General features: G+C 70.6%; 21 protein-coding genes. 9 read left to right on the plus strand and 12 right to left on the minus strand.

What is annotated here, in order from left to right; translation table 11 throughout:
* Positions 1-41: 41 nt before the first annotated feature.
* From ACFTZB_RS25120 to ACFTZB_RS25130, 3 genes are all read right to left on the minus strand, one after another.
* Positions 42-527 carry a DUF2771 domain-containing protein gene (locus ACFTZB_RS25120; protein WP_378435140.1) on the minus strand — a complete coding sequence of 162 codons (486 nt, stop codon included), beginning with the start codon at positions 525-527 and terminating at the stop codon, positions 42-44.
* Between the two features lie 6 nt (positions 528-533).
* Positions 534-2,204, minus strand: coding sequence for an MFS transporter (locus ACFTZB_RS25125; protein ID WP_378435142.1), 1,671 nt, complete (start codon positions 2,202-2,204; stop codon positions 534-536).
* 71 nt (positions 2,205-2,275) lie between these two features.
* Positions 2,276-3,070, minus strand: coding sequence for a glutaminyl-peptide cyclotransferase (locus ACFTZB_RS25130; RefSeq protein WP_378435144.1), 795 nt, complete (start codon positions 3,068-3,070; stop codon positions 2,276-2,278).
* A gap of 38 nt (positions 3,071-3,108) precedes the next feature.
* Here ACFTZB_RS25130 and ACFTZB_RS25135 point away from each other — a divergent pair, with 38 nt between their 5' ends.
* The 3 genes from ACFTZB_RS25135 (at position 3,109) to ACFTZB_RS25145 (ending at position 7,236) form a co-directional block, all read left to right on the plus strand.
* Complete coding sequence (locus tag ACFTZB_RS25135; protein ID WP_378435146.1) at positions 3,109-3,960, plus strand: DUF3027 domain-containing protein; 852 nt, start codon at positions 3,109-3,111, stop codon at positions 3,958-3,960.
* Positions 3,961-4,136: 176 nt separating this feature from the next.
* Positions 4,137-6,704: an ATP-binding protein gene (locus tag ACFTZB_RS25140; protein ID WP_378435172.1), complete on the plus strand. Its 2,568-nt coding sequence runs from the start codon at positions 4,137-4,139 to the stop codon at positions 6,702-6,704.
* Entirely contained in the window at positions 6,694-7,236 is a 543-nt protein-coding gene (locus ACFTZB_RS25145; RefSeq protein WP_378435148.1) for a phosphatase PAP2 family protein, read from the plus strand. The genes ACFTZB_RS25140 and ACFTZB_RS25145 overlap by 11 nt, the downstream gene beginning before the upstream one ends.
* A 39-nt stretch (positions 7,237-7,275) precedes the next feature.
* On the opposite strand, the gene ACFTZB_RS25150 is transcribed toward ACFTZB_RS25145, so the two are convergent.
* Positions 7,276-7,527: a DUF2530 domain-containing protein gene (locus ACFTZB_RS25150; RefSeq protein ID WP_378435150.1), complete on the minus strand. Its 252-nt coding sequence runs from the start codon at positions 7,525-7,527 to the stop codon at positions 7,276-7,278.
* A 76-nt stretch (positions 7,528-7,603) separates the two neighbouring features.
* On the opposite strand from ACFTZB_RS25150, the gene ACFTZB_RS25155 reads away from it, so the two are divergent.
* The 3 genes from ACFTZB_RS25155 (at position 7,604) to ACFTZB_RS25165 (ending at position 11,103) form a co-directional block, all read left to right on the plus strand.
* Positions 7,604-9,058 (plus strand): NCS2 family permease, encoded by a 1,455-nt coding sequence (locus ACFTZB_RS25155; protein WP_276143770.1) that lies wholly within the window; start codon positions 7,604-7,606, stop codon positions 9,056-9,058.
* A gap of 33 nt (positions 9,059-9,091) precedes the next feature.
* Positions 9,092-9,523, plus strand: coding sequence for a MarR family winged helix-turn-helix transcriptional regulator (locus ACFTZB_RS25160; RefSeq protein WP_015888795.1), 432 nt, complete (start codon positions 9,092-9,094; stop codon positions 9,521-9,523).
* 248 nt (positions 9,524-9,771) lie between these two features.
* Positions 9,772-11,103, plus strand: coding sequence for an MFS transporter (locus ACFTZB_RS25165; RefSeq protein ID WP_378435174.1), 1,332 nt, complete (start codon positions 9,772-9,774; stop codon positions 11,101-11,103).
* 13 nt (positions 11,104-11,116) lie between these two features.
* On the opposite strand, the gene ACFTZB_RS25170 is transcribed toward ACFTZB_RS25165, so the two are convergent.
* From ACFTZB_RS25170 to ACFTZB_RS25195, 6 genes are all read right to left on the minus strand, one after another.
* Entirely contained in the window at positions 11,117-11,971 is an 855-nt protein-coding gene (locus ACFTZB_RS25170; protein WP_378435154.1) for an FAD binding domain-containing protein, read from the minus strand.
* A complete protein-coding gene (locus ACFTZB_RS25175; protein ID WP_378435156.1) occupies positions 11,968-14,343 on the minus strand; it encodes a xanthine dehydrogenase family protein molybdopterin-binding subunit in 2,376 nt (791 codons plus the stop codon). Before ACFTZB_RS25175 ends, ACFTZB_RS25170 begins: the two co-directional genes overlap by 4 nt.
* Positions 14,340-14,864: a (2Fe-2S)-binding protein gene (locus ACFTZB_RS25180; RefSeq protein WP_378435158.1), complete on the minus strand. Its 525-nt coding sequence runs from the start codon at positions 14,862-14,864 to the stop codon at positions 14,340-14,342. Before ACFTZB_RS25180 ends, ACFTZB_RS25175 begins: the two co-directional genes overlap by 4 nt.
* 96 nt (positions 14,865-14,960) lie before the next feature.
* Positions 14,961-16,076: a VWA domain-containing protein gene (locus tag ACFTZB_RS25185; protein WP_378435176.1), complete on the minus strand. Its 1,116-nt coding sequence runs from the start codon at positions 16,074-16,076 to the stop codon at positions 14,961-14,963.
* A 5-nt stretch (positions 16,077-16,081) separates the two neighbouring features.
* Entirely contained in the window at positions 16,082-16,975 is an 894-nt protein-coding gene (locus ACFTZB_RS25190) for an AAA family ATPase (RefSeq protein ID WP_378435160.1), read from the minus strand.
* Positions 16,976-17,036: 61 nt separating this feature from the next.
* Positions 17,037-17,876 carry an SDR family NAD(P)-dependent oxidoreductase gene (locus ACFTZB_RS25195; protein WP_378435162.1) on the minus strand — a complete coding sequence of 280 codons (840 nt, stop codon included), beginning with the start codon at positions 17,874-17,876 and terminating at the stop codon, positions 17,037-17,039.
* A gap of 70 nt (positions 17,877-17,946) precedes the next feature.
* Here ACFTZB_RS25195 and ACFTZB_RS25200 point away from each other — a divergent pair, with 70 nt between their 5' ends.
* Together ACFTZB_RS25200 and ACFTZB_RS25205 are read left to right on the plus strand one after the other, a co-directional pair.
* Positions 17,947-18,753 (plus strand): TrmH family RNA methyltransferase, encoded by an 807-nt coding sequence (locus ACFTZB_RS25200; RefSeq protein ID WP_378435164.1) that lies wholly within the window; start codon positions 17,947-17,949, stop codon positions 18,751-18,753.
* A gap of 2 nt (positions 18,754-18,755) precedes the next feature.
* Positions 18,756-19,046 (plus strand): DUF2537 domain-containing protein, encoded by a 291-nt coding sequence (locus ACFTZB_RS25205; protein WP_378435178.1) that lies wholly within the window; start codon positions 18,756-18,758, stop codon positions 19,044-19,046.
* A 12-nt stretch (positions 19,047-19,058) separates the two neighbouring features.
* Here the strand turns inward: ACFTZB_RS25205 and ACFTZB_RS25210 are convergent, their stop codons facing one another.
* Both ACFTZB_RS25210 and sepH read right to left on the minus strand, forming a co-directional pair.
* On the minus strand, positions 19,059-19,844 hold the full coding sequence (locus ACFTZB_RS25210) for a DUF6928 family protein (RefSeq protein WP_378435166.1): 786 nt from the start codon (positions 19,842-19,844) through the stop codon (positions 19,059-19,061).
* Between the two features lie 72 nt (positions 19,845-19,916).
* A complete protein-coding gene (sepH, locus tag ACFTZB_RS25215; RefSeq protein ID WP_378435168.1) occupies positions 19,917-20,774 on the minus strand; it encodes a septation protein SepH in 858 nt (285 codons plus the stop codon).
* A gap of 291 nt (positions 20,775-21,065) precedes the next feature.
* On the opposite strand from sepH, the gene ACFTZB_RS25220 reads away from it, so the two are divergent.
* Positions 21,066-21,551 (plus strand): nucleoside deaminase, encoded by a 486-nt coding sequence (locus ACFTZB_RS25220; protein ID WP_378435170.1) that lies wholly within the window; start codon positions 21,066-21,068, stop codon positions 21,549-21,551.
* The last annotated feature ends 27 nt before the right edge of the window (positions 21,552-21,578 follow it).

A 21,578-nucleotide genomic window follows, 5' to 3' on the forward strand; every position in this document is an offset into this window, starting at 1 on the left:
CGCTGTGGCAGCGCGGGGCCCTTCTTCGTGGGCGTGTCGTTCTAGGCGGTCTTGATCGACCAGGCGGCCCGGGCCTGCGTGAGTCCCTGCTCGTCGATGACGGCGGACGGCAGCTGGATCTCGACGCCGGCCAGCTGCAGGTCGTCCGAGGAGGGCACGGTCACGGCGCGGGTCTCACCGGCGCGGTGCGCCTGTTCCTGGACGAGGAGCTGGCCCGACGAATCCTGGTAGACGACGAGCATGCGCCAGGGCGCGTCGACGATCTCCGGCGGCAACGACAGCTGCAGTGACGAGCCGGGGGGCACGTCGAGTTCGGCGATGTCGCCGGTCTCGCAGTCCTCGAGATACAGGTTGCAGTAGCCGAGCGGCGCGATCTGCTCGGTCCGGTCGTGCGCGAATGCCGTGATCTCGGGCAGGCGGGGCGAGGAGTTGCGGACCAGTGTGTAGAGGACTCCGACGAAGGCCACCAGGACCACGATCAGGCCCACTGCAATCAGTGCCAGGATCTTCTTGGTTCGCGCCTGCATTCTCACTTACGTCACATTTCCTGTCGATCGGTCGGCCCGGTGGGTCGAGTGGTGCTCGGTCACTTCTTGTTCGGCCAGGTCGGGGCGTTTTCCTCCGAGTCCCGGCAGGAGGGTGCTGCCGCGGTACGTGAGCACGGTCTGGACGAGCCCGACGGTCATGACGGCGGAGACCACCGAGAACCCGATCCAGTATTCGGTGGGCAGCAGGACGCCCAGCGCGCCGCCCACGACCCAGCTCAGCTGTAGAACGGTCTCCGAACGTCCGAATCCGGACGCGATCGACTCCTCGGGCAGGTCGTGTTGCAGTGACGCGTCCAGCGACACCTTGGCCAGGGCGCTGGCCGCCGACGCGACGAGCGTGGCGAGCGCGGCGGTGAGGAGATTGTCGGTGATCGCGGCGAGGACGGCGATGATCCACACGGCGCCCGTGCAGCGCAGCACGATGAGGGCGGGGCGGCCGAGCTTGATGCGGGCGCCCGCCGCGTTGCCCGCGAAGTTGCCGATGCCGGCGGCCGCGCCGACCAGACCGAGCATGGCGGCCTGGACCAGCGGTTCGTGGTCGGTCTTCGATTTCGCGACGAACGCGATGTACAGGGTGAGGAACCCGGTGAGCACGCGGATGGTGCTGTTGCCCCACAACCCGGTGATGACCGCGCGGCCCAGCGGTTGCCTGCGTTTGCCGGACTTCGCGGTGGCGGGGGCCTCGGGCTGCAGCACCCGGGTGCGCCCGATCACCTCGGTCGGGTGTTCGTCGCCGTGGTACGTGAGGGTGGCGGGAACCTCGCCCTCGGTGACCTCGACCCACGACGGGATCCGCATGGAGAGGTACGCGCCGAGTGCGGTGATGACGGCCGCCAGCCACAGCGCGCCGACGGAACCGGTGGCCATGGCGAGACCACCCGCGAGGGCGCCCGCGCCGATGGTTCCGCCGAGCAGCCCGAACACGGTGAGCCGGGAGTTGACGCGCACGAGGTCGATCTCCGGTGGCAGCACACGTGGGGTGACCGCACTCTTGAGCACCGAGAACGATTTGCTGAGCACCATCATGCCGAGCGCCGCCGGATACAGCACCCAGCTGTCGAAGTTGAAGACGAGGACGATCGCCAGCATCGTCCGGAGTCCGAACGACGTGGCCAGCGCGACGCGGCGGCCGTGCTGGAGGCGGTCGAGCATCGGACCGATCAGGGGAGCGATGACGGCGAACGGGGCGATCGTGATCAGCAGGTACAGCGCGACCTTCGTCTTGTCCTCGCCCGTCGCGGCAGAGAAGAACAGCGTGTTCGCCAGGGCGACGGCGATGGCCGCGTCGGTCGCGTTGTTGGCCATCACCGCGTAGGTGAGCGCGGTGAGACCCGACTTGTCCGCACCGTCCGCCTTGGCGGCCCGGTGGAATGTCGCGATGCCCTTGTTGGTGAGTTCCCGGCTGCGCATCGCCGCCACCCGGGTGACGGTGAGCTTGCGCGGCATCGGCGGCGCCTTGGGGGCGTCCGCCCGCTCCTCGTCGGACCGGGGACGCTGCCCGCCGCCGACCGGATGCAGGGGCGGCAGCGGTGTGCGCCGGCCTCCCGGGCGTGCCGCGGGCGGGTATTTGTCGTAGCCGGGATGAACGGGGGGCCCGGAATTCTCGTCAGGAGCCCGACCGCCGTCAGGCTCGGAGGGTTCGCGCGGTCCGGTCACTCCCTAATTCTGTCCTAGTCGGGAGACATGCGACCACAGCAACCCCGGCCGATGCTGGTCAGATCGGCCTGTCAGGGAACGAACCGCACCTCGAACATGGCCGGCCAGTACTTTCCGGTGACGAGGAACCGGTCCGTTCCCGGGATCTGGGCGATGCCGTTGAGGACGTCGACGTCCCGCGGGCCGGGCGGAAGCGCGTCGCGGACGGCGGAGGCGTCGATCTCCGCGGTGACCCGTCCGTCCGACGGATCGATGCGGACGAGGGTGTCGGCCGTCCAGACGTTCGCGTAGATCGCGCCGTCGTCGGCGCATTCGAGTTCGTTGAGCCGGGAGACGGGGTTGCCGTCCTGCACCGCCTGCACGGTGCGCCGGGGCTCGAACGTGATCGGGTCGCGGAACGTGAGGGTGGGGGACCCGTCGCTCGTGACCAGCGCGCCGGGCATTGCGCAGATGCCCCACCCCTCGCCGTCGAACGGGACCCGCCGCTGTTCGGCGAGCGTCGCGCGATCCCGGACGACGGCGACCCCGTCCCGCCACGTCAGCTGCCAGATCGTGTCACCGCTCACCGTGATGCCCTCGCCGAACAGCGGGGACGGCAGTTCGGCGCGTACCCGGACCGTGCCGCTGTCGAGGTCGGTGGCCTGCACCCAGGATTCACCGGGGCGGCCGGTGCCCTCGAGCAGTTCGGTGCCGTCGATCTCGAGTCCCTGGGTGAACGCATTCTGGTCGTGGTCGACGGTGCGGACGATCTCGGCGCGAAGGTCCGCGCCGGGCGCGCCCGAGGCCACCGGACTCTGCGGGGAGCATGCGGTGACCACCCACGCCACCGCGAGCAGGGCTGGGACGAGGTGCCTCCGGCCGGTCATCGGACCAGCATGACAGCCCAGGTGGGCACGCACTTGCGGTGGTGCGGCAAACTGGTGGTGTGAGTGTTGCTTCTTCCGACGAGCGCGCAGTGGCGCGTCCCGTACTGACCGACGCCGTCGAGCTCGCCCGAACCGCAGTGGTCGAACTGCAGGAAGGGAGAGTCGGCGACTACCTGGGCGTCACGTCCGAGGACGAGTGCGCCGCGACTCACCGTTTCGTTGCGGACCTTCCGGGCTACCGGGGCTGGCAGTGGGCGGTGGTGGTGGCCGCCGATCCCGAATCGGACCGTGCCACCGTCAGCGAACTCGCCCTCCTCCCGGGACCCGATGCACTGGTCGCACCCGAATGGATTCCGTGGGACCAGCGGATTCGCCCCGGGGACCTGTCCGCGGGCGACCTGCTGGCACCGCCGGCCGGTGACCCCCGCCTCGTCCCCGGCTATGTCGCGACGGGCGATCCCGAGATCGACGACACCGCCCTCGAACTGGGCCTGGGCCGTAAGCAGGCTCTGAGCCTCGAGGGTCGCCTCGACGCCGCCCAGCGCTGGCACGACGGCGACTACGGCCCCGATTCCGAGATGGCCAAGGCTGCGCCGTCGACGTGCGGGCTGTGCGGTTTCTACCTCCCGCTCGCCGGGGCCCTGCACGGGGCGTTCGGCGTGTGCGGCAACGAGATGGCCGCCGACGGGCACGTCGTCGACGTCACGTACGGGTGTGGCGCCCACTCCGACACCCTGCTGCCCTCGGGCGCCGGTTCGCCGCAGTACGACGCATACGACGACGGCGCCGTCGAGGTCGTCGAACGGGCCGCAACGGAGACGGGGGCCGACACCGCGACGGCGGCTGCCGCCGAGGTCGCCGAGGCCGGGGAATCCGCATCGACCAGCTAGCCGATCCTTTCGGCACCGCCGCACTGAGGGATTCGACGCTCCTCGCGTGGCGCACGTCCCCGACCCGCCTGCGGGAGGACGCCGCGGCCGAATCCGATCTGGCCCGCGCCGGCTACCGCGACCGGCTCCTCACCGAGCTGGCGCAGAACGCGGCCGACGCCGCGGCCCGCGCCGAGGTGCCCGGCGAGCTGTCCGTGCACCTCGACGGACGCGTCCTCAGTGTGTCCAACACGGGCACACCGCTGGACGAGCCGGGAGTGCAGGCGCTGGTCGCGTTGCGGGCGTCGAACAAGTCCGGGGCCACCGTCGGCCGTTACGGCGTCGGCTTCACGGCGGTGCTGTCGGTGAGCGACGAGGTCGAACTGCGGTCGACGTCCGGTTCGGTGCTGTTCTCCGCGGACCGCACCAGGGCGGAACTGCGGGCCCTCGACGGCGCCGACCCGGGCGCGGGTGTGCCTGCCCTCCGGCTGGCGTGGCCCACCGAGAACCGCCCGGCCGCCGGTGCGGAGTCGGAAGTCGTGCTGACGCTGCGCGAGGACGTGGACGCCGAGTCGCTGCTCGCGTACATGGCCCGCGAAGCCCCCGACCTTCTGCTCGAACTCCCGGCGCTCGTCTCGATCACCGTGGGCGGCAAGCAGTTCCGCCGACGCGAACGGCCACTCGATTCCGGGTTGACCGAGGTCGCGGTCGGCGACGACCGCTGGTGGCAGTACGAGTCCGGGCGGGCCCGCTGGCTCGTCCCGGTCCGGGACGGCGTCGTCGCACCCGTCACCGAGGACGTGCTGCGCGCCCCCACCCGGTCGGACGAGGAACTGTCGGTCCCGGCGATCCTCGTCGCCGACATCGCCATGCAACCCGACCGCAGGCGCATCCTGCCCGGCGCCGCGATCGCCGAGTTGGCCACCGGATACGCCGAGTTCGTGGCCGCAGTGCCGCCCGACCAGCGACTGTCGCTGGTCCCCGTCCCCGCGTTCGCCCGCAGCGAGGTGGACTCGGCGCTACGCGACCATCTCGTCGCCGAACTCCGCGAGCACCCCTGGCTGCCGACCGTCGACGGCACGGACAAGGCCCCGGGCCGGGCGTCGGTGGTCCCCGGGCTGACCGAGGAACTCGCGGAACTGCTCGCCGAGATCGTCGACGGCCTGGTCGTCCCGGATCTGTCCGGCCCCCGCTGGGCGCCCGCGCTCGCCGCCGTCGACGCCCACCGTCTCGGCCTGGCCCGCCTCACCGAACTGCTCAGTGGCGTCGAACGGGCACCGTCCTGGTGGCAGCGCCTGTACGCGGCGCTCGAACCGCTGGCCGTCGACGCCCTCGCGGCGGAGGAACTGGCGTCGATCCCGGTTCCGCTGTCCGACGGCCGCACCGTGACCGGCCCGCGAACGGTGTTGCTGGGTCACGACATCGACGGAGTGCTCGGTGTCGACTGGACGAGGCTCGTCCACCCCGGCGCCGCGCACCCGCTGCTGTCGAGGCTCGGCGCGAAGACGGCCACGGCCGTCGACCTGCTCTCGGATCCGGCGTTGCGCGCCGAGATCGAGGACCTCGATCCCGACGACGCGGCGGCTGCCGAGGAACTGTCGGTCGCGGTGCTCGCGCTCGCAGGCCGCGTCGACCCGGGCGTCCTGCCGTCGTGGCTCGGCCTGCTGCCCCTGCCGGACGTCGACGGGGAGTTGCGCGGTGCGGACGAATTGCTGTTGCCCGGTGCGCCACTCGCCGAGGTCCTGGTGGACGACTCGCCGTTCGCGGGCGTGGACTCCGCGTTCGCGGAGCGGGTGGGGGAGGACGCTCTCCGCGCCGTGGGCGTCGGCTGGGGTTTCACCGTGCTGCGCGCCGAACTCCCCACCGGACCCGACCACGACCTCGACGACGAGGACCGCTGGTGGGACACGCTCGACGACGACCCCGACGTGATGGGGGCGGTGCGCGACCTGGACCTGGTGGACGAGGACCGCTGGCCGCAGGCGCTGACGATGCTCGCCCGGGACCCGGCGACGCGTCCGCTGCTCGCCGACCGCGCCGGGTACACGGCCTGGTGGCTGCGACACAACGCCGAGGTGGACGGCCAGGTGCTCGGTCTGCTGCGCGACCCCGACGACGAGACGTTCGCCGGACTGCTCGACCCCGTCGAGCACCCGGAATCCGCCGTGTTCGCCGCCGCACTGGCCCCCGCGACGGTCGACTCTCCGGAACTCGCGCAGCTACTCCTGGACCGGCTGGCCGACCCGGATCGCGAACCGACCCCGGCGGTGGCCGCGCGGGCCCACAGCCTGCTCGCGTCGGCCGCGGCCGCGCACCTCCTCGACCTGGAGGACCTTCACCTGCCCGAACACGTGCGCGGCCTGACGGGCGCCCTGGTCGACCCCGCCGACGCCCTGGTGCTGGACGAACCGTGGCTGGCCGCCGCGGTGCCGCGCGAGCGCCTGGTGGTCGGCAGCCTGGACACCGCCGAGTCCCTCGCCGATCTGCTGGACGTCCCGCTCGCCTCGACGGCGATCCGCGGCACCGTCACCGGCTCCGGACGGGACTCCTCGTGGGATCGCGAACCCGCCGCGGTCCTCGCCTTCGCCGCACTCGGCCGCGACCTGCCCCGCGGACCCGTCGTCGTCCATCCCCGGCTCACGGTGAAGCTCACGGGCGCCGTCGACACCGAGATCGCGGTCCCGTGGTGGGTGGACGAGCAGGGCACCACCCACTGTTCGGAGTCGTGGGCCGAGGGCACGTGGGGCGCCGCCGGTGTCGTTTGACCAGAGCATCCTCGACAGCGCGGTCGAGGAGCGCACACCAGGGCTGATCGACGTCGTCACCGTCATCACGCACAGCGGCGGAACGGTCGCCGCCTGGATCGTGTCCACCGTCCTGACAGTGGCCCTCCTGCTGCAGGACCGCCGGCGGGAAGCCGTCCTCGTCGCCGGTGCGATGCTGTCCGGTCTGGCCGTGATGACCGCGCTGAAGAATCTGTTCGAGCGGCAGCGCCCGCCACTGCCGGATCGGCTGGTGGAGATCTCGTCGTTCTCGTTCCCGTCCGGTCACGCGATGATGACCGCGATCCTCGCGAGCGTGCTCGTCGCCGTTGTGCTCCGGGACGTGCTGATTCGGCACGTCCGGATCGCACTCGTCTTCCTGCTGGTGCTGTACACGCTGGCGGTGGGGCTGTCGCGGGTCTACCTCGGCGCGCACTGGATGACCGACGTCCTCGCCGGGTGGGCCTTCGGCGCGCTGTGGGCTGCGTTCTGGATCCTGCTGACCCGCACCCGGCCCCATCGCGCCCGGACCTAGAGCAGTCCCTGCTGTGTCACTGGAGCAGTCCCTGCTGTGTCACTCGAGCAGTCCCTGCTGGGCCCCGCGGCTGCCGCGCCGCGCCGCCCGCCGCTGCAACGCGAACAATCCGTACCCCAGAAATCCGACGACGACACCGGCTATACACGTCGGAAGCGCATCCGACCACCGGTCGCCCGTGACGATCACCACGACCATCGCGATCGCCCACGCAGAGGTTCCCAGTATCAGCGCAGGTCGCGGGTCGGCGAGGCGCTGAGTGAGGGGTCGGCGATCTGCGGTTTCGTTCACCGAATGAACGCTACCCTCGCCGTGGTGCCCTAATCTCCAAGGGCGACGCGCGACTTCTGGCGATGGGGACTGAACAATGGGTGCTGCTCCGAAACTGCTCGACAACTACTTCAAGATCACCGAGCGTGGTTCGACGGTAGGCGCGGAGATTCGCGGCGGTGTGGTGACGTTCGTCGCGATGGCGTACATCGTGGTGCTGAACCCGCTCATCCTCGGCAGCTTCTCTCCGGACGACGCCGTCGCCAAGACGGACGTCCTCGGCAACATCCTCCCCGTGAACCAGGTGGCCGCGGTCACAGCCCTGGTGGCGGGGCTGATGAGCATCGTGTTCGGGGTCGTCGCGAACTACCCCTTCGCGATCGCGGCGGGCCTCGGCATCAACAGTCTCCTCGCCGTCACCATCGCGCCGCAGGTCACCTGGCCGGAGGCGATGGGTCTCGTCGTGATCGACGGTGTCATCATCGTCGTGTTGGCACTCACCGGTTTCCGGACGGCCGTCTTCAATGCCATTCCCGCCGAGCTGAAATCCGCAATCGCCGCCGGTATCGGCATGTTCATCGCGTTCATCGGTCTCGTCGACGCCGGGTTCGTGCGGCGCATCCCCGACGTCGCGGGCACCACCGTTCCCGTCGGTCTGGGCATCAACGGATCGATTTCGTCCTGGCCGACCGTCACGTTCGTGTTCGGCGTGCTGCTGATGGGTGTCCTGGTGGTGCGCAAGGTGCGCGGCGGTCTGCTGATCGGCATCGTCGTCACCACCGTTCTCGCCGCGATCATCGAGGCCGTCGCCGGTGTCGGACCGTCCCTGGGCGTGAACCCCCACGGGTGGAACCTCAGCGTCCCCGCCGCTCCCGATGTGCTGGCGGAACTTCCGGATCTCAGCCTCGTCGGCGACGTCAGCATCTTCGGGGCGTTCACCCGCATCGGCGTGCTCGCGGCCAGCCTGCTGGTGTTCACGCTCGTGCTCGCCAACTTCTTCGACGCCATGGGCACGATGACCGGGCTCGGCAAGGAGGCAGGCCTCACCGACGAGGACGGCAACCTGCCCAACATCGGACGGGCCCTGGTCGTCGAGGGCACCGGCGCGATCGTCGGCGGCGGGGCCTCCGCGTCGTCCAACACGGTCTTCGTGGAATCCGCGTCCGGTATCGCCGAGGGCGCTCGCACCGGACTCGCGAATGTCGTGACGGGACTGCTGTTCCTGGCCGCGATGTTCCTGACCCCGCTGTATTCGGTGGTACCGATCGAGGCGGCCGCGCCGGCACTGGTCGTGGTGGGCGCGATGATGATCGGCCAGGTCCGGGACATCGACTTCACGAAGTTCTCGATCGCGCTGCCCGCGTTCCTCACGATCGCCGTCATGCCGTTCACGTACTCGATCGCCAACGGCATCGGCGTCGGATTCGTCTCGTGGGTCGTCCTCAATGCTGCGAGCGGTGGTATCAAGAAGATTCACCCGTTGATGTGGGTGGTGGCGCTTCTGTTCGTGGCCTACTTCGCGGTCGGTCCGATCACCGACGCGGTAACGTAAACGGCGGCCGATCGGTCCCGTATTGTCATTCCCGTGACCACGGATACGCGAGCACTCGCCAGCGACCTCTCCCTGGCTGTCGTGCGCCTGACGCGTCACCTGCGTGGGCGTCGCGTCGACGCCCAGGTATCGCTGACCCAGCTGTCGGCTCTGGCCACCCTCGCCCGCGACGGCGCCATGACGCCGGGCAATCTGGCGGCCCGCGAGAAGGTGCAGCCGCCGTCGATGACCAGGGTCATCGCGTCGCTGGTCGAATTGGGACTGGTCGAGCGGGCGCCGCATCCCACCGACGGACGCCAGATCATCGTCACGCTGTCGGACGCCGGGCACGCGCTGATCGCTGACGAGACCCACGCCCGCGAGGCGTGGATGAACGAGCGGCTGTCCGGGCTCGACGAGTCTCAGCTGAAGACCCTCCGCGATGCGGTCGGCATCATCACGTCCATCGTCGCCGAGTCGGAATGAGCCGCCGCGGCTCATCGGCAGCTGCGCAGTAGTACAACGGCATTCGGCTCGACCCGGCCCGGTCCGGGTTTTCCGTTCCCGCGACGTCGCGGAGCAAACCATCTGCCGGAGAACGCAATCGGCTTCTCGGGCCGCCCGCCCGCCGCAGCGCGCGCAGGGGCAGGTCGAGGGCGCGCCGGTGTCGGGAGGAAGATGGAGGGGTGCCGCCCGAATCCGAGACCACCGCCCCAGACCAGCCGAAGACCGGCATGTTCGTCGCTCTCCGCACCCGGAACTACCGGTTGTGGGCGTCGGGGCAGATCGTCTCCCTCGTCGGGACCTGGATGCAGCGGGTGGCGCAGGACTGGCTCGTCCTGACGTTGTCGAACGGCAACGCGCTCGCCGTCGGGATCGTGATGGCCCTGCAGTTCGGCCCGACCCTGTTCCTGTCCGTGTGGGGCGGCGTCCTCGCCGACCGGTACGACAAGCGGCGCATCCTCATCGCGACACAGGTGTCGATGGCGTTGTGCGCGCTGGTGCTCGGCCTGCTCGACGTCGGCGGACTGGTAGCCCTGTGGCACGTCTATCTCATCGCGTTCCTGATGGGCTGCGCGTCCGCGATCGACGCGCCGGCGCGGCAGTCGTTCACGATCGAGATGGTCGGCAAGGATTCGCTGCCCAATGCGATCGCCCTGAACTCCATGACGTTCAACACGGCCCGGATCATCGGCCCCGCGATCTCCGGTGTGCTGATCACCCTCATCGGCACGGGCTGGGTGTTCCTGCTCAACGTCGGCACGTTCACCGGTGTACTGATCGCCCTGCTGATGATGAATGCCCGCGACCTGTTCACGGCACCCCAGGCGGAACGCGGGAAAGGGCAGGTCCGGGAGGGTTTCCGCTACGTGTGGAGTCGCACCGACCTGCGGGTGCTGATGGTGGCGGTCTTCATGGTGTCGACGTTCGGTCTGAACTTCCCGATCAGTCTCGCCGTCCTCGCCCGCAACACGTTCGATCGCGGCGCGGACGCCTACGGACTCCTGTCGACCACCCTCGCCGTGGGCACGCTGGCCGGCGCCACGATCGCCGCGCGACGCCGGACCCCGCCCCGGTTGCGCACGTTCCTCGGCGCCGCGGCCGCGTTCGGGGCGTTCGAGATCCTGGTCGGAGTGATGCCCACCTATGCGCTGGTCGCGATCATGCTCGTTCCGACCGGTGCGCTCACCCTCACGTTCACGACGGCGGCGATGAACATCCTGCAGATGTCCGTGCCGTCCGAGATGCGCGGCCGGGTGATGGGTATCTACATGCTCTGTTTCCTCGGCGGCACCCCGCTGGGCAGTCCCGTTCTGGGCTGGCTGGCCGACGTCCTCGACCCCCGCGCACCGCTCGTGATCGGCGGCGCGATCTCGCTGGTCAGCGGCATCGGCGCGGCGCTGTACCTGATGCGGCACCAGCGGGTGCGGCTGAAGGTGCGCAGACCGGACGCGGGCCGCTACCTCCCGGTGATCGAACTGCGCAACGTCCCCGAACCGCGCCCGGTGGTGGTCTGCGACGCCACCGAGCAGGCCGTCGAGGCGAGCCGCGACCCGCGGTCCTGACGGCCCGGGCCGGTCAGACGCCGACCGCCGTCGCCACGGCCCGCCGGGTCAGCACTCGCGCGAGGTGCGTGCGGTACTCGGCGTCGGCGTTGCCGTCGGTGACGGGGTCGGTGCCCTCGGCGGCGTGCTCGGCCGCCGCCCGGATCGACTCCGGGTCCGCGGCCTTGCCGACGAGCGCGTCCTCGACGCCGCGGGCGCGCACCGGCACCGACCCCATGTTGGTCAGCGCCACCCGCGCCTGCCGGATCGTGCCGCCGTCCACCTGGATCGTCGCGGCCACCCCCACGATCGACCAGGCCTCCGCCACCGTGTTGAACTTCTCGTACCGCGCCTCCCAGCCGGTGTGTTTCGGGATCCGCACGTCCACGAGGATCTCGTCCGGTCGCATCGTGGTGGTGTAGTAGCCCTCGAAGAAGTCGGCGACCGGAATGGTTCGTCGGCCCGCGGTGCCCGCCACGGTGAGGGTGGCGTCGAGGGCCAGCGCGGGTCCGCACAGGTCACCCGCCGGATCGGCGTGCGCGAGAGCGCCGCCCAGCGTGCCGCGGTGCCGGATCTGCGGGTCGGCGACGGTGCGGCTCGCCTCGACGAGCAGCAGCGCGTGCTCGTGGACGAGCGGGTTGCGGATCACGTCGTAGTACGTGGTCATCGCGCCGATCACGATGCTGTCCCCGTCTTCGCGCACGCCGCGCAACTCACCGATCCGGCCCAGGTCGACGAGGGTGCTCGGCGAGGACAACCGCAGCCGCAGGACCGGCAGCAGGCTCTGCCCGCCCGCGAGGATCTTGGCGTCCTCGCCGGCCCCGGCGAGCGCGGCCACCGCCTGGTCGACGGAGGTCGGGGCGACGTAATCGAAGCTCGACGGAATCATCGGGCACCTCCCTGAGCGGAGTGGACGGCACGCCAGACCCGCATCGGCGTCAAGGGCATCTCGATGTCACGCACCCCGAACTGCCGGACCGCGTCGAGGACGGCGTTGACGACGGCCGGGGTGGACGCGATCGTCCCCGCCTCGCCGACCCCCTTGACGCCCAGCGGGTTTCCGGTGGCAGGGGTCTCGGTGCGGCCCGTGGTGAACGACGGCAGATCCGCCGCCGACGGCACCGAGTACTCGGCGAACGAACCCGACAGCAGCGTGCCCGACTCGTCGTACACCGCCTCCTCGTACAGGGCCTGCGCGATGCCTTGGGCGAGTCCGCCGTGCACCTGCCCCTCCACGATCAACGGGTTGACCACGTGCCCGATGTCGTCGACGCACACGTAGGAGCGGATGCGGGCCTTCCCGGTCTCGGTGTCGACCTCCATCGCGCACAGGTGCGTGCCGTGCGGGAACGAGAAGTTCTCCGGGTCGTACGCCGCCTCGGAGTCCAGGTTCGGCTCCACACCGTCGGGCAGATCGTGTGCGGCGAACACCGCGAGCGCGACGTCGGCGATGCCGACGGCCTTCTCGGTGCCCTTCACCCGGAACCGTCCCTCGGTGAACTCGAGATCGTCCTCGGCGCATTCCATCAGGTGCGCCGCGATGGGTCTGGCCTTGGCGATCACCTTCTCGGCGGCTTTCACCACCGCGATCGCACCGACCGCCAGCGAGCGGGAACCGTACGTGTCCATCCCCCGCGGCGACGTCTGGGTGTCGCCGTGCAGCACCTCGACGTCCTCGAACGGAACCCCGAGCTGATCCGCGACCACCTGGCTCCACGCGGTCTCGTGGCCCTGGCCGTGGGCGGAGGAACCGGTGACCACCTCCACCTTGCCGGTGGGCAGCATCCGGATCGCCGCGTGCTCCCAGCCGCCGGCCCCGTAGGCCAGCGCGCCGAGGGTGCGCGACGGTGCCAGCCCGCACATCTCGGTGAACGTGGACACTCCGATGCCCAGTTGCACCGGGTCCTTCCGCTCGCGGCGCTCCGCCTGTTCGCGGCGCAGCCCGTCGTAGTCGAACAACTCCCGTGCCTGCGCGGTGGCGGCCTCGTAGTTGCCGGAGTCGTACGTCAGACCCGCGACCGTGTCGAACGGGAACTCCTCGTGGGTGATCCAGTTCTTCGCCCGCAACTCCAGCGGATCCAGCGACAGCTCGGTGGCGAGTTCGTCCATCATCCGCTCGATCGCGAACGTCGCCTCCGGGCGTCCCGCCCCGCGGTACGCGTCGGTGGGCACCTTGTTGGTGAACACGTTGGTGCACGTGAAGTGATATGCCGGGAACTTGTAGATGCCGTTGAACATGAACGCGCCCAGGATCGGCACGCCCGGGGTGACCAGCCGCAGGTACGCGCCCATGTCGGCGAGCAGTTCCACCTTCATGCCGGTGACGGTGCCGTCGCGGCGGGCGGCCAGCGTCAGCTTCTGGATCTGGTCACGACCGTGATGGGCCGCGAGCATCGACTCGCTGCGGGACTCGGTGTACTTGACCGGTTTGCCGAGTCGCCGCGCGACGAGCAGCGCGACGACTTCCTCGGGCGTCACCTGCAGCTTGCCGCCGAAACCGCCGCCGACGTCCGGGGCGACGACGCGCAGTTTGTGCTCCGGGATGTCGAGCGTCATCGCGAGCATGAGCCGCAGGATGTGGGGAATCTGCGTGGCCGACCACATGGTGATCTGCGCACCGGTCGGGTCGACCACCACCGAGCGGGGTTCCATGAACGCCGGGATGAGCCGCTGCTGCCGGAACGTGCGTTCGACGAGCACCTCGGCGTCGCGGATCGCCTGTTCGACGTCGCCGCCGGTGCCGGCCTCCGCGGAATCGAACGTCCAGGTGGCGCTGACGTTCGTCTCGAGATCGGGGTGCACGAGGTCGGAGCCGTCGGCGGCCGCGGACGCGAGGTCCAGCACGACCGGCAGGTCGTCGTATTCGACGTCGATCGCCTCGAGTGCGTCGTGCGCCTCGTAGGCGCTGCGCGCCACCACGACCGCGACGGCCTCGCCGGCGAAGTTCACCCGGTCGACCGCGAGGGACGGGGCGGACGGGGCCTTCATGTCCGGGGTGATCGGCCAGGCGCACGGCAGGCTGCCCTGTTCGTCGGCGAGGTCGGCGCCGGTGAGGACGGCGACGACTCCGGGCAGGTCGCGGGCGGCGGACGTGTCGATTCCGGTGATGCGGGCGTGCGCGAACGGGCTGCGCAGGATCGCCAGGTGCTGCATGCCGGGCAGGACGAGGTTGTCGGTCCAGCGGGTGCGGCCCGTGATCAGGTGTTCGTCCTCCTTGCGTGTGCGGGCCTTGCCGATTTCCGGTTCGGCGGTGGCGGTCATCGCGCACCTCCCTGTGCGGTGTCGGTCTTCGCGTCCTTCGGTGTCTCGGCGGTGCTGCCGCCGCGCAACCGCTGCGCCGCGTCCTGGACCGCGCTGATGATGTTCTGGTATCCGGTGCAGCGGCACAGGTTGCCTTCCAACCCCAGCCGCACCGTCCGCTCGTCCGGGTCGGGTTCCTCGGCGAGCAGGTCGAGGGTCTGCATGATCATGCCGGGGGTGCAGTAGCCGCACTGCAGGGCGTGGTTGTCGTGGAACGCCTGCTGCACGGGATGCAGTGTCCCGTTGCGGGACAGGCCCTCGACGGTGAGGACGTCGCCGCCGTCGGCCTGCACGGCGAGCACCGAGCAGGACTTGACGCTGTGACCGTTCAGGTGAACGGTGCACGCCCCGCAGTTCCCGGTGTCGCAGCCGATGACGGTGCCGACCTTGCCGAGCCGGTCCCGAAGATAGTGGACGAGCAGTAGTCGTGGTTCCACGTCGTCCGTGTATACCGTTCCGTCGACGGTGACGGTGATGCGCATCGCGCCTCCAAAGCCGAGAGCCTCAGGTGATACGTCCTACTCTGCGCCGACCGAGCGGAAACGACACCCGGAATCGGGGAACCGTGTCCGGATCGGTCATGTCCGGCGCGCCACCTCGAGCAGTTCCTGCAGCGTCGCGAGACTGTGGCCGGCGAGCAGCCGGTCGACGTACGGCAGCGCGGCGACGATCCCGGACTGCACCGGTTGGTACCCGTCCGCGCCCGCGTGCGGATTCATCCACAGCACGGCGTGGGCGAGCCGGCGCAGCTGAGCCATCTGCTCCGCGAGCAGGGTCGGGTCACCGCGCTCCCACCCGTCGGAGAAGATCACCACGACGGCGCCGCGTGCCACACCGCGCCGGCCCCAGCGGTCCAGGAACGCGCGCAGCGTCTCGCCGAGGCGGGTGCCGCCCGCCCAATCGGGCACGGCCCGGCCCGCGGCGGCCAGCGCCACCTCCGGGTCGCGGACGCGCAACGCCCGGGACAGCCGGGTCATCCGGGTGCCCAGCGAGAACACCTCGGTGCCCGCCGGATTGCTCCGCGCGACGACGTGACCGAACCGTAGGAGCGCGTCGGCGTACGGGCTCATCGATCCGGACACGTCGATCAGCAGCACCATCCGGCGCGGCCGGGTGGCCTTGCGGTGGTGGCTCGGCCGCACCGGTTCGCCGCCCGCGGCGAGCATGCCCCGCACCGTCCGCCGCGGATCGACGGCGCCCCGGCGGGCGGGACGCATCCGGAGGGCCGGGCGGGTCGGGGGCCGCGGGCGCAGAGCGGCGATCAGCTCGGCGAGGTGCGCGCGCTCGGCCGCGGTGAGGTCGGCGATGTCCCGGTGACGCAACACCTCGGTGTCGTCGGCCGCGACCCGCAGCCGCGGCGCGTCCCCACCGGTGTCGCCGCCGTTCGTCGCGGTCAGGGCGGCGGACCTGGCGCGGCGGGGCTGCTCCCCGGACCGCGGCGTGTGCAACGGGACGGTACCGCCGAACCAGCCTTCGAACGCCGAGTCGTACCGCGGGATGTCGTCGGGACCGCGGCACAGGGTCGCGCGCCCCGCCCAGTACACCTGACTCGGATCGCCCACATCCACCTGGCGCAGGGCCCGCGTGTAGGCGGCGACGGCGTCCGCCGCGACCGGCAGTCCCGCCGCCGCGAGGGCGTGCGCGAACCCGGCGAACCCCACCAGCGGGTCGCCGGCGTCCGGGGTCGCGGGCACGGTGCTCACCCCGCCAGGAGCCGGTCCAGTCCCGCCCGGGCCACGCGCTCGAGGTCCTCGCGGTACTTGAGGACGGCGCCGAGCGTCGCGGCGGCGGTCTCCGCGTCCAGCACGTCCCGGTCGAGTTCCCGCAATGCGCGCGCCCAGTCCAGCGACTCCGCGACCCCCGGCGGCTTGAGCAGTTCCATCTCGCGCAGGGAGCGGACGGCATGCGCGACCTGGCCGGCGAGTTCGGACCCGATGCCGGGGATGCGGCGGCGCAGGATCTCGACCTCCCGCGCCAGATCCGGGTGTTCGAGCCAGTGGTACAGGCAGCGGCGTTTGAGGGCGTCGTGCACCTCGCGGGTGCGGTTGGACGTGAGCACCACCAGCGGCGGTGTCGCCGCCCGCACCTCGCCGAGTTCGGGGATGGTGACGGCGTTCTCGTCGAGGACCTGCAGCAGGAAGGCCTCGAACTCGTCGTCGGCGCGGTCGATCTCGTCGACGAGCAGCACACACGGGGCTTCGGTGAGGGCCCGCAGCAGGGGACGCGCCAGCAGGAATCGCTCGGTGTACAGGGAGCGTTCGACGGTGTCGGCCTCGAGCGATCCGTCGCTCGCCGCTTCCAGCGTCCGCAGGTGCAGCAGCTGCCGCGGGAAATCCCAGTCGTACAGCGCCTGCGCGGCGTCGATGCCCTCGTGGCACTGCAACCGGATCAGCGGCAGACCGAACGCCTCCGACAACGCGGCCGCGAGCGACGTCTTGCCGGTGCCGGGTTCGCCCTCGCAGAACAGGGGCCGTCCCATACGTATGGCGAGGAACGCGGCCATCGCAACGCCGTCGTCGGCGAGGTAACCGGTGGCGCCCAGCGCCAGCGCCAGTTCCGCGGGCGAACCGACCGTCGGCGTGGAATCACTCACGTTCGCGAGCCTAGATCAGTGCCCACGCCCCGGTACCCGACTCGGGCAACGGTGCGCGCCGTCAACCATCCGGCTCCACTCGGCCGCGGTCCTCGCTCAACCGCCGGAACATCGCGGTGGCACCGAACCTCGCGGCCACCCGCTCGGCGAGTCCCGGCGCGATCTGGGCCAGGGCGAGCAGCGGGCGGATCGGTGCTCCGCTCTCGACGACCTCGGGCAGGTCCCGCCGAATCGCCCGGATCACGGTGGCGGCGACCTTGTCGGTGCTGGTCTCGCCCGTCATCCGGCCGGCCCGGATTCCGCGTTCGGTCATCCGCTGATACATGCCGTCGCCCGCGATGAATCCGGGGCACACGACGGAGAAGCCGACCGGTGCGCCCGCGTACTCCGCGCGCAGCGACTGGGTGAGACCGATCAGGCCGGCCTTCGTCGCGGCGTACGGCGCGCAGTACGCCGGACCGATCTTCGCCGCCAGCGACGACACGAACACCACGTGCCCGCGACCGCGGTCGAGCATCCCGGGTAGCACCCTGCGGGTGAGAAGCAGTGGTGCGGTGAGGTTCACGTCGACCATGGCGGTGAGCTCGGCGGGCTCGAGCCGGGTGAACGCCGAGACGTTCTCGACGCCCGCGTTGTTCACCAGGACGTCGAGGGGGCCGATGGCGGCCTCGGTGCGCTCGATCAGCGCATCGAGCAAGTCCAGTCGATTCAGGTCTCCGGGCACGGCCTCGGCGCGCACACCGAGCGCACGCAGTTCCGCCACGAGTTCCGCGAGTAGGTCCTCCCGCCTGCCGGACACCGCGACCGCGACGCCTTCGCGCGCCAGGGCCCGGGCGACCACGCGGCCGAGACCGCCGGAGGCGCCGGTCACCAGAGCCGTGCGTCCGTGCAGGTGCTTCATTCCTTCGAGCTTTCGCGCCCGGCGGAGGGGAGTCAACGCTGTGACGCCGCGCATACGGCAATATGGACCGGTGGTTCACGTCATCGACATAACAGATCCGGCCGACACCAGGCTGGACGACTTCCGCGATCTCAACTCCTCGGACCGGCGTCCCGACCTCCCCGAGGGCAAGGGCCTGGTGATCGCGGAGGGTGTGCTGGTGGCGCAGCGACTGCTGGCGTCCCGGTTCGACCCGATTGCGCTGCTCGGCGTCGATCGGCGGCTCGAGGAACTGGCCGACGACCTCGACGGCGTCGACGTGCCGTTCTACCGGACGACGGCGGACGTCATGGCCGAGGTCGTCGGGTTCCACCTCAATCGGGGTGTGCTCGCGGCGGCGCGGCGCCCCGCGCCCCTCGAACTGTCGGACGTGCTGGAGCACTCCCGCACGGTCGCGGTGCTCGAGGGCGTCAACGATCACGAGAACCTGGGCTCGATGTTCCGCAACGCCGCGGGGCTCGGCGTCGACGCCGTGGTGTTCGGCAAGGGCTGCGCCGACCCGCTGTATCGCCGGGCGGTCCGGGTGTCGATGGGGCACGTCCTCCGGGTTCCGTTCGCACACGTGACGAAGTGGCCGCACGATCTGGAAGCGTTGCGGGAGAGAGGTTTCCAGTTGATCTCGCTGACCCCGAACCCCGAGGCCGTGACGCTCGCGGAGGCGATGACGGGGGAGAAGGTGGCGTTGCTGCTGGGCGCGGAAGGGCCCGGTCTCACCGAACACGCCATGCGGGCCACGGACATTCGTGCCCGCATCCCGATGGCACCCGGAACGGACTCACTCAATGTCGCGACGGCGGCGGCGATGGCGTTCTACGAGCGTGTCCGCATGGGCCGGTGAGAATCCTGGACCCTCACTCCCCGTATCCGCCGCCGACGGGAACACCGTGGTTCACCGGGCTTCTCGTGGCAGCGTTCGCCGCGGCGGTGGTGGCCGTCGCGATCATGGCGTTCGGCTCGCAGCTCGCCCGGATCAATCCCGCGCTGGCGGTGTTCCTCGAACTCGTCGTGGTGGCCGGGGTCGCGCCGTCGGTGTGGCGGCTCCGCCGGACCCCGGTGTGGCGGTGGCTGGTGTACGGCGCGACCGCCGGAGTCCTCGCCGGCTGGTCGGCACTGCTCATCGGGGTCGCCTGACTCCGTCAGGCGTCAGAAGCCGAAGTAGCGGCGGAGCAGTCCGCCCTTGCGGGCGGGCGGCGGCGGAGCGGGCGTGGAAACCGGTTCGGGGGCGGGTCGTTCCACCTCGGCGGGTCGTCTTACCTCGGCGGGAGGCTCGACCTCCGGACCTTCGCCGGGCGGGTGGACGGTGAAACCGAGCACGGTGATCTTTTTCGGGTCGATCTCGGTGCCCTCGGGGGCGCCCGTGTACCGGAAGTTCAGCCATTCCCGGTTGGCGCCCTCGGCGAACTGCTGCGGGTGGAACGGCAGCGACTGCGGGTCGGGCAGCACGCCCGGCGGGTGTTCGAGCGGGAAGTCGCCCGCCCAGAACGGTCTCTCCCAGACGAGGGGGATGCCGAGGTCCTCGTGGATGTGGACCGGTGTCGCGCTGAACGAACGGGTCAGGTGCCCGTCCTCCCACATCGCGAACGAGCCCCACGCGATGTCGGGCTTGGATGCGACGTAGTACGTCTTCGCGGATTCGGTGGGCCGGATGCGGGTTCCGGGCAGGGTCGACGGCCGGGGAACGGCCAGGTCGGGCCCGCACACGACGGTGATGCCGGGGTAGGAGCCGATGTGCACGGTCCCGGTGGCGTCGAGTCGCGCGGCCTCGGCCAGCGGAACCGGGCCGGTGGGGGTGACCGCCAGCTCGGGATGGAGGCGGGCGGCGAGTCGCTTCGCCGCCGCGAGGTCAGGCTCGGGGTGAGCGCGCAGAACAGCCGCAGGGTCGGGGACGTCGACGTACCAGATCGTTGATACCTTGGCCCCCACGGTCATCCCCCTCTTCCGACGTCTTCCTGAAAGAGTACGACCCCGACCGGGTTCCCGGCTCGCTCACCGCGCCGACGGTCAGCGTCCGCTGCTGCGGACACCGAGCAGGACGTCGTCCCAGGAGGGGAGGGCGGGTTTGCCGCGCTTGTCCTTGTTGTTCGTCTGGTGCGGGGCGATCTTGGGGGCGGCCGGCTCCTCGGGCGAGGCGGGCTCGTCCTCGGGCTCCTCGGTGACGTCGGCCTCGATGATCTCCTCGGGCTCGATCGTCGGCACCTCCACCTCGGTGGGGAACTCGGCGAGCTCGAGCTGCTCCGGTTCGTCGGACGCCACCGGCGCCAATCCGCGCAGCGGACGGCCGAAGTCGGGGTCGATCAGGTCGAACGCGGTGTCGTCGAGCGCGACGATGGTGCCACCGTGCGCGTCCGGCTGGTACCGCCAGTGCGCCGAGTTGGTGGTCCGCCCGGCCTGCCACTGCAGCTGGGCTACCCAGTGATTGTCCTCGTCGCGCCACGCGTCCCACGCGGCGTCGTCGATGTTGTGTCCCCGCGCGCGGAACGCCTGCGTGACGATCTCGGCGAGAGTGGGAACGGCGGGTCCGTTGTCGCGCACCGGGTGTCCGCCCTGCGCCATCTCGGCCGCACGGGAACGTTCGAGCAGAACGGGATACGCGAATCGCTCCACCTTCGCCAGGGGGATACCGGCCTCGTCGGCCACCTGTTCGACGGAGGCGCCGGCACGGATGCGGGCCTGGATTTCCCGGGGCCTGAGCTGACTGTCCATTTCGATCTCAATCTGGCCGAGTCGAGCGATGTCCCCGCGGGATGCGGCGCGGAGTTTGTCATCGGCGGGAAGCCGGAATTTTTCGCCGGTACTGGCATCTGCGCACACGACGTGCGAACCATCGGGCTCGAGACCGATCACTCGAAGCTCTCGCACGTTGACCTCCTTATCGCGCCGGCTCGCGACTCTGCACCCCGGCAACTGTAATTCATTCGTGACAGCCCGCGCGGCAGGACACGCGCGGGTAAATCCCGTCGCGGCGTCGCGTGCGCGCTACGCTTCCTCGTTTCCCGATCGATCCTTCCTGCGGGGTGTGCGGGTGACCTGGACGGGGGCGATCATGCTGGACAACTCCGTCGGGATCGGCCTCCAGGACCTCGCCGCGGCGCGCATACTGATCGACAGAGCCCGGGAACGGGGCGTCGGAACAGAAGTGGATCTGAGTCGATGAGCCAGAGCGATGTCGGCGACGTGGACCTAGCGCACCTGCGGCGAGCCATCGAACTCGCCGACGAGACGGGCGACGCGGGCAACAGGCCGTTCGGTGCGGTCGTGGTCGGCGCCGACGGGCACGTGATCAGCGAGGGCGCCAACTCCGTCGCGACGTCCGCCGACGTCACCGAGCACGCGGAACTCGACGCGATCACCACCGCCTGCGGTGAAGGCCGGACGGGCGACCTCGTCGGTGCCACCATGTACGCGAGCGGTGAGCCGTGCCCGATGTGCAGTGCGGCGATGGTGTGGGCCGGCATCACACGGGTGGTCTACGCGGCGTCGTCCGCGGACTTCTCCCGGATTCTTCCGGACGGGCCACGGTTCACGCTGGGCTGCGCCGACGTGCTCGATGCCGCGAGCGTCGAGATCGAGGTCAGCGGACCGCATCTCGGTGACGAGGCGCTCGCACCGTTCCACCGTTTCCTCGACACGGACTGACCCCGGAACGCCGTCAGCCCCCGGCAC

The sequence above is a fragment of the Rhodococcus sp. NPDC057014 genome (assembly GCF_042673295.1).
In the GTDB taxonomy this organism is placed as follows: Bacteria; Actinomycetota; Actinomycetes; order Mycobacteriales; family Mycobacteriaceae; genus Rhodococcus_F.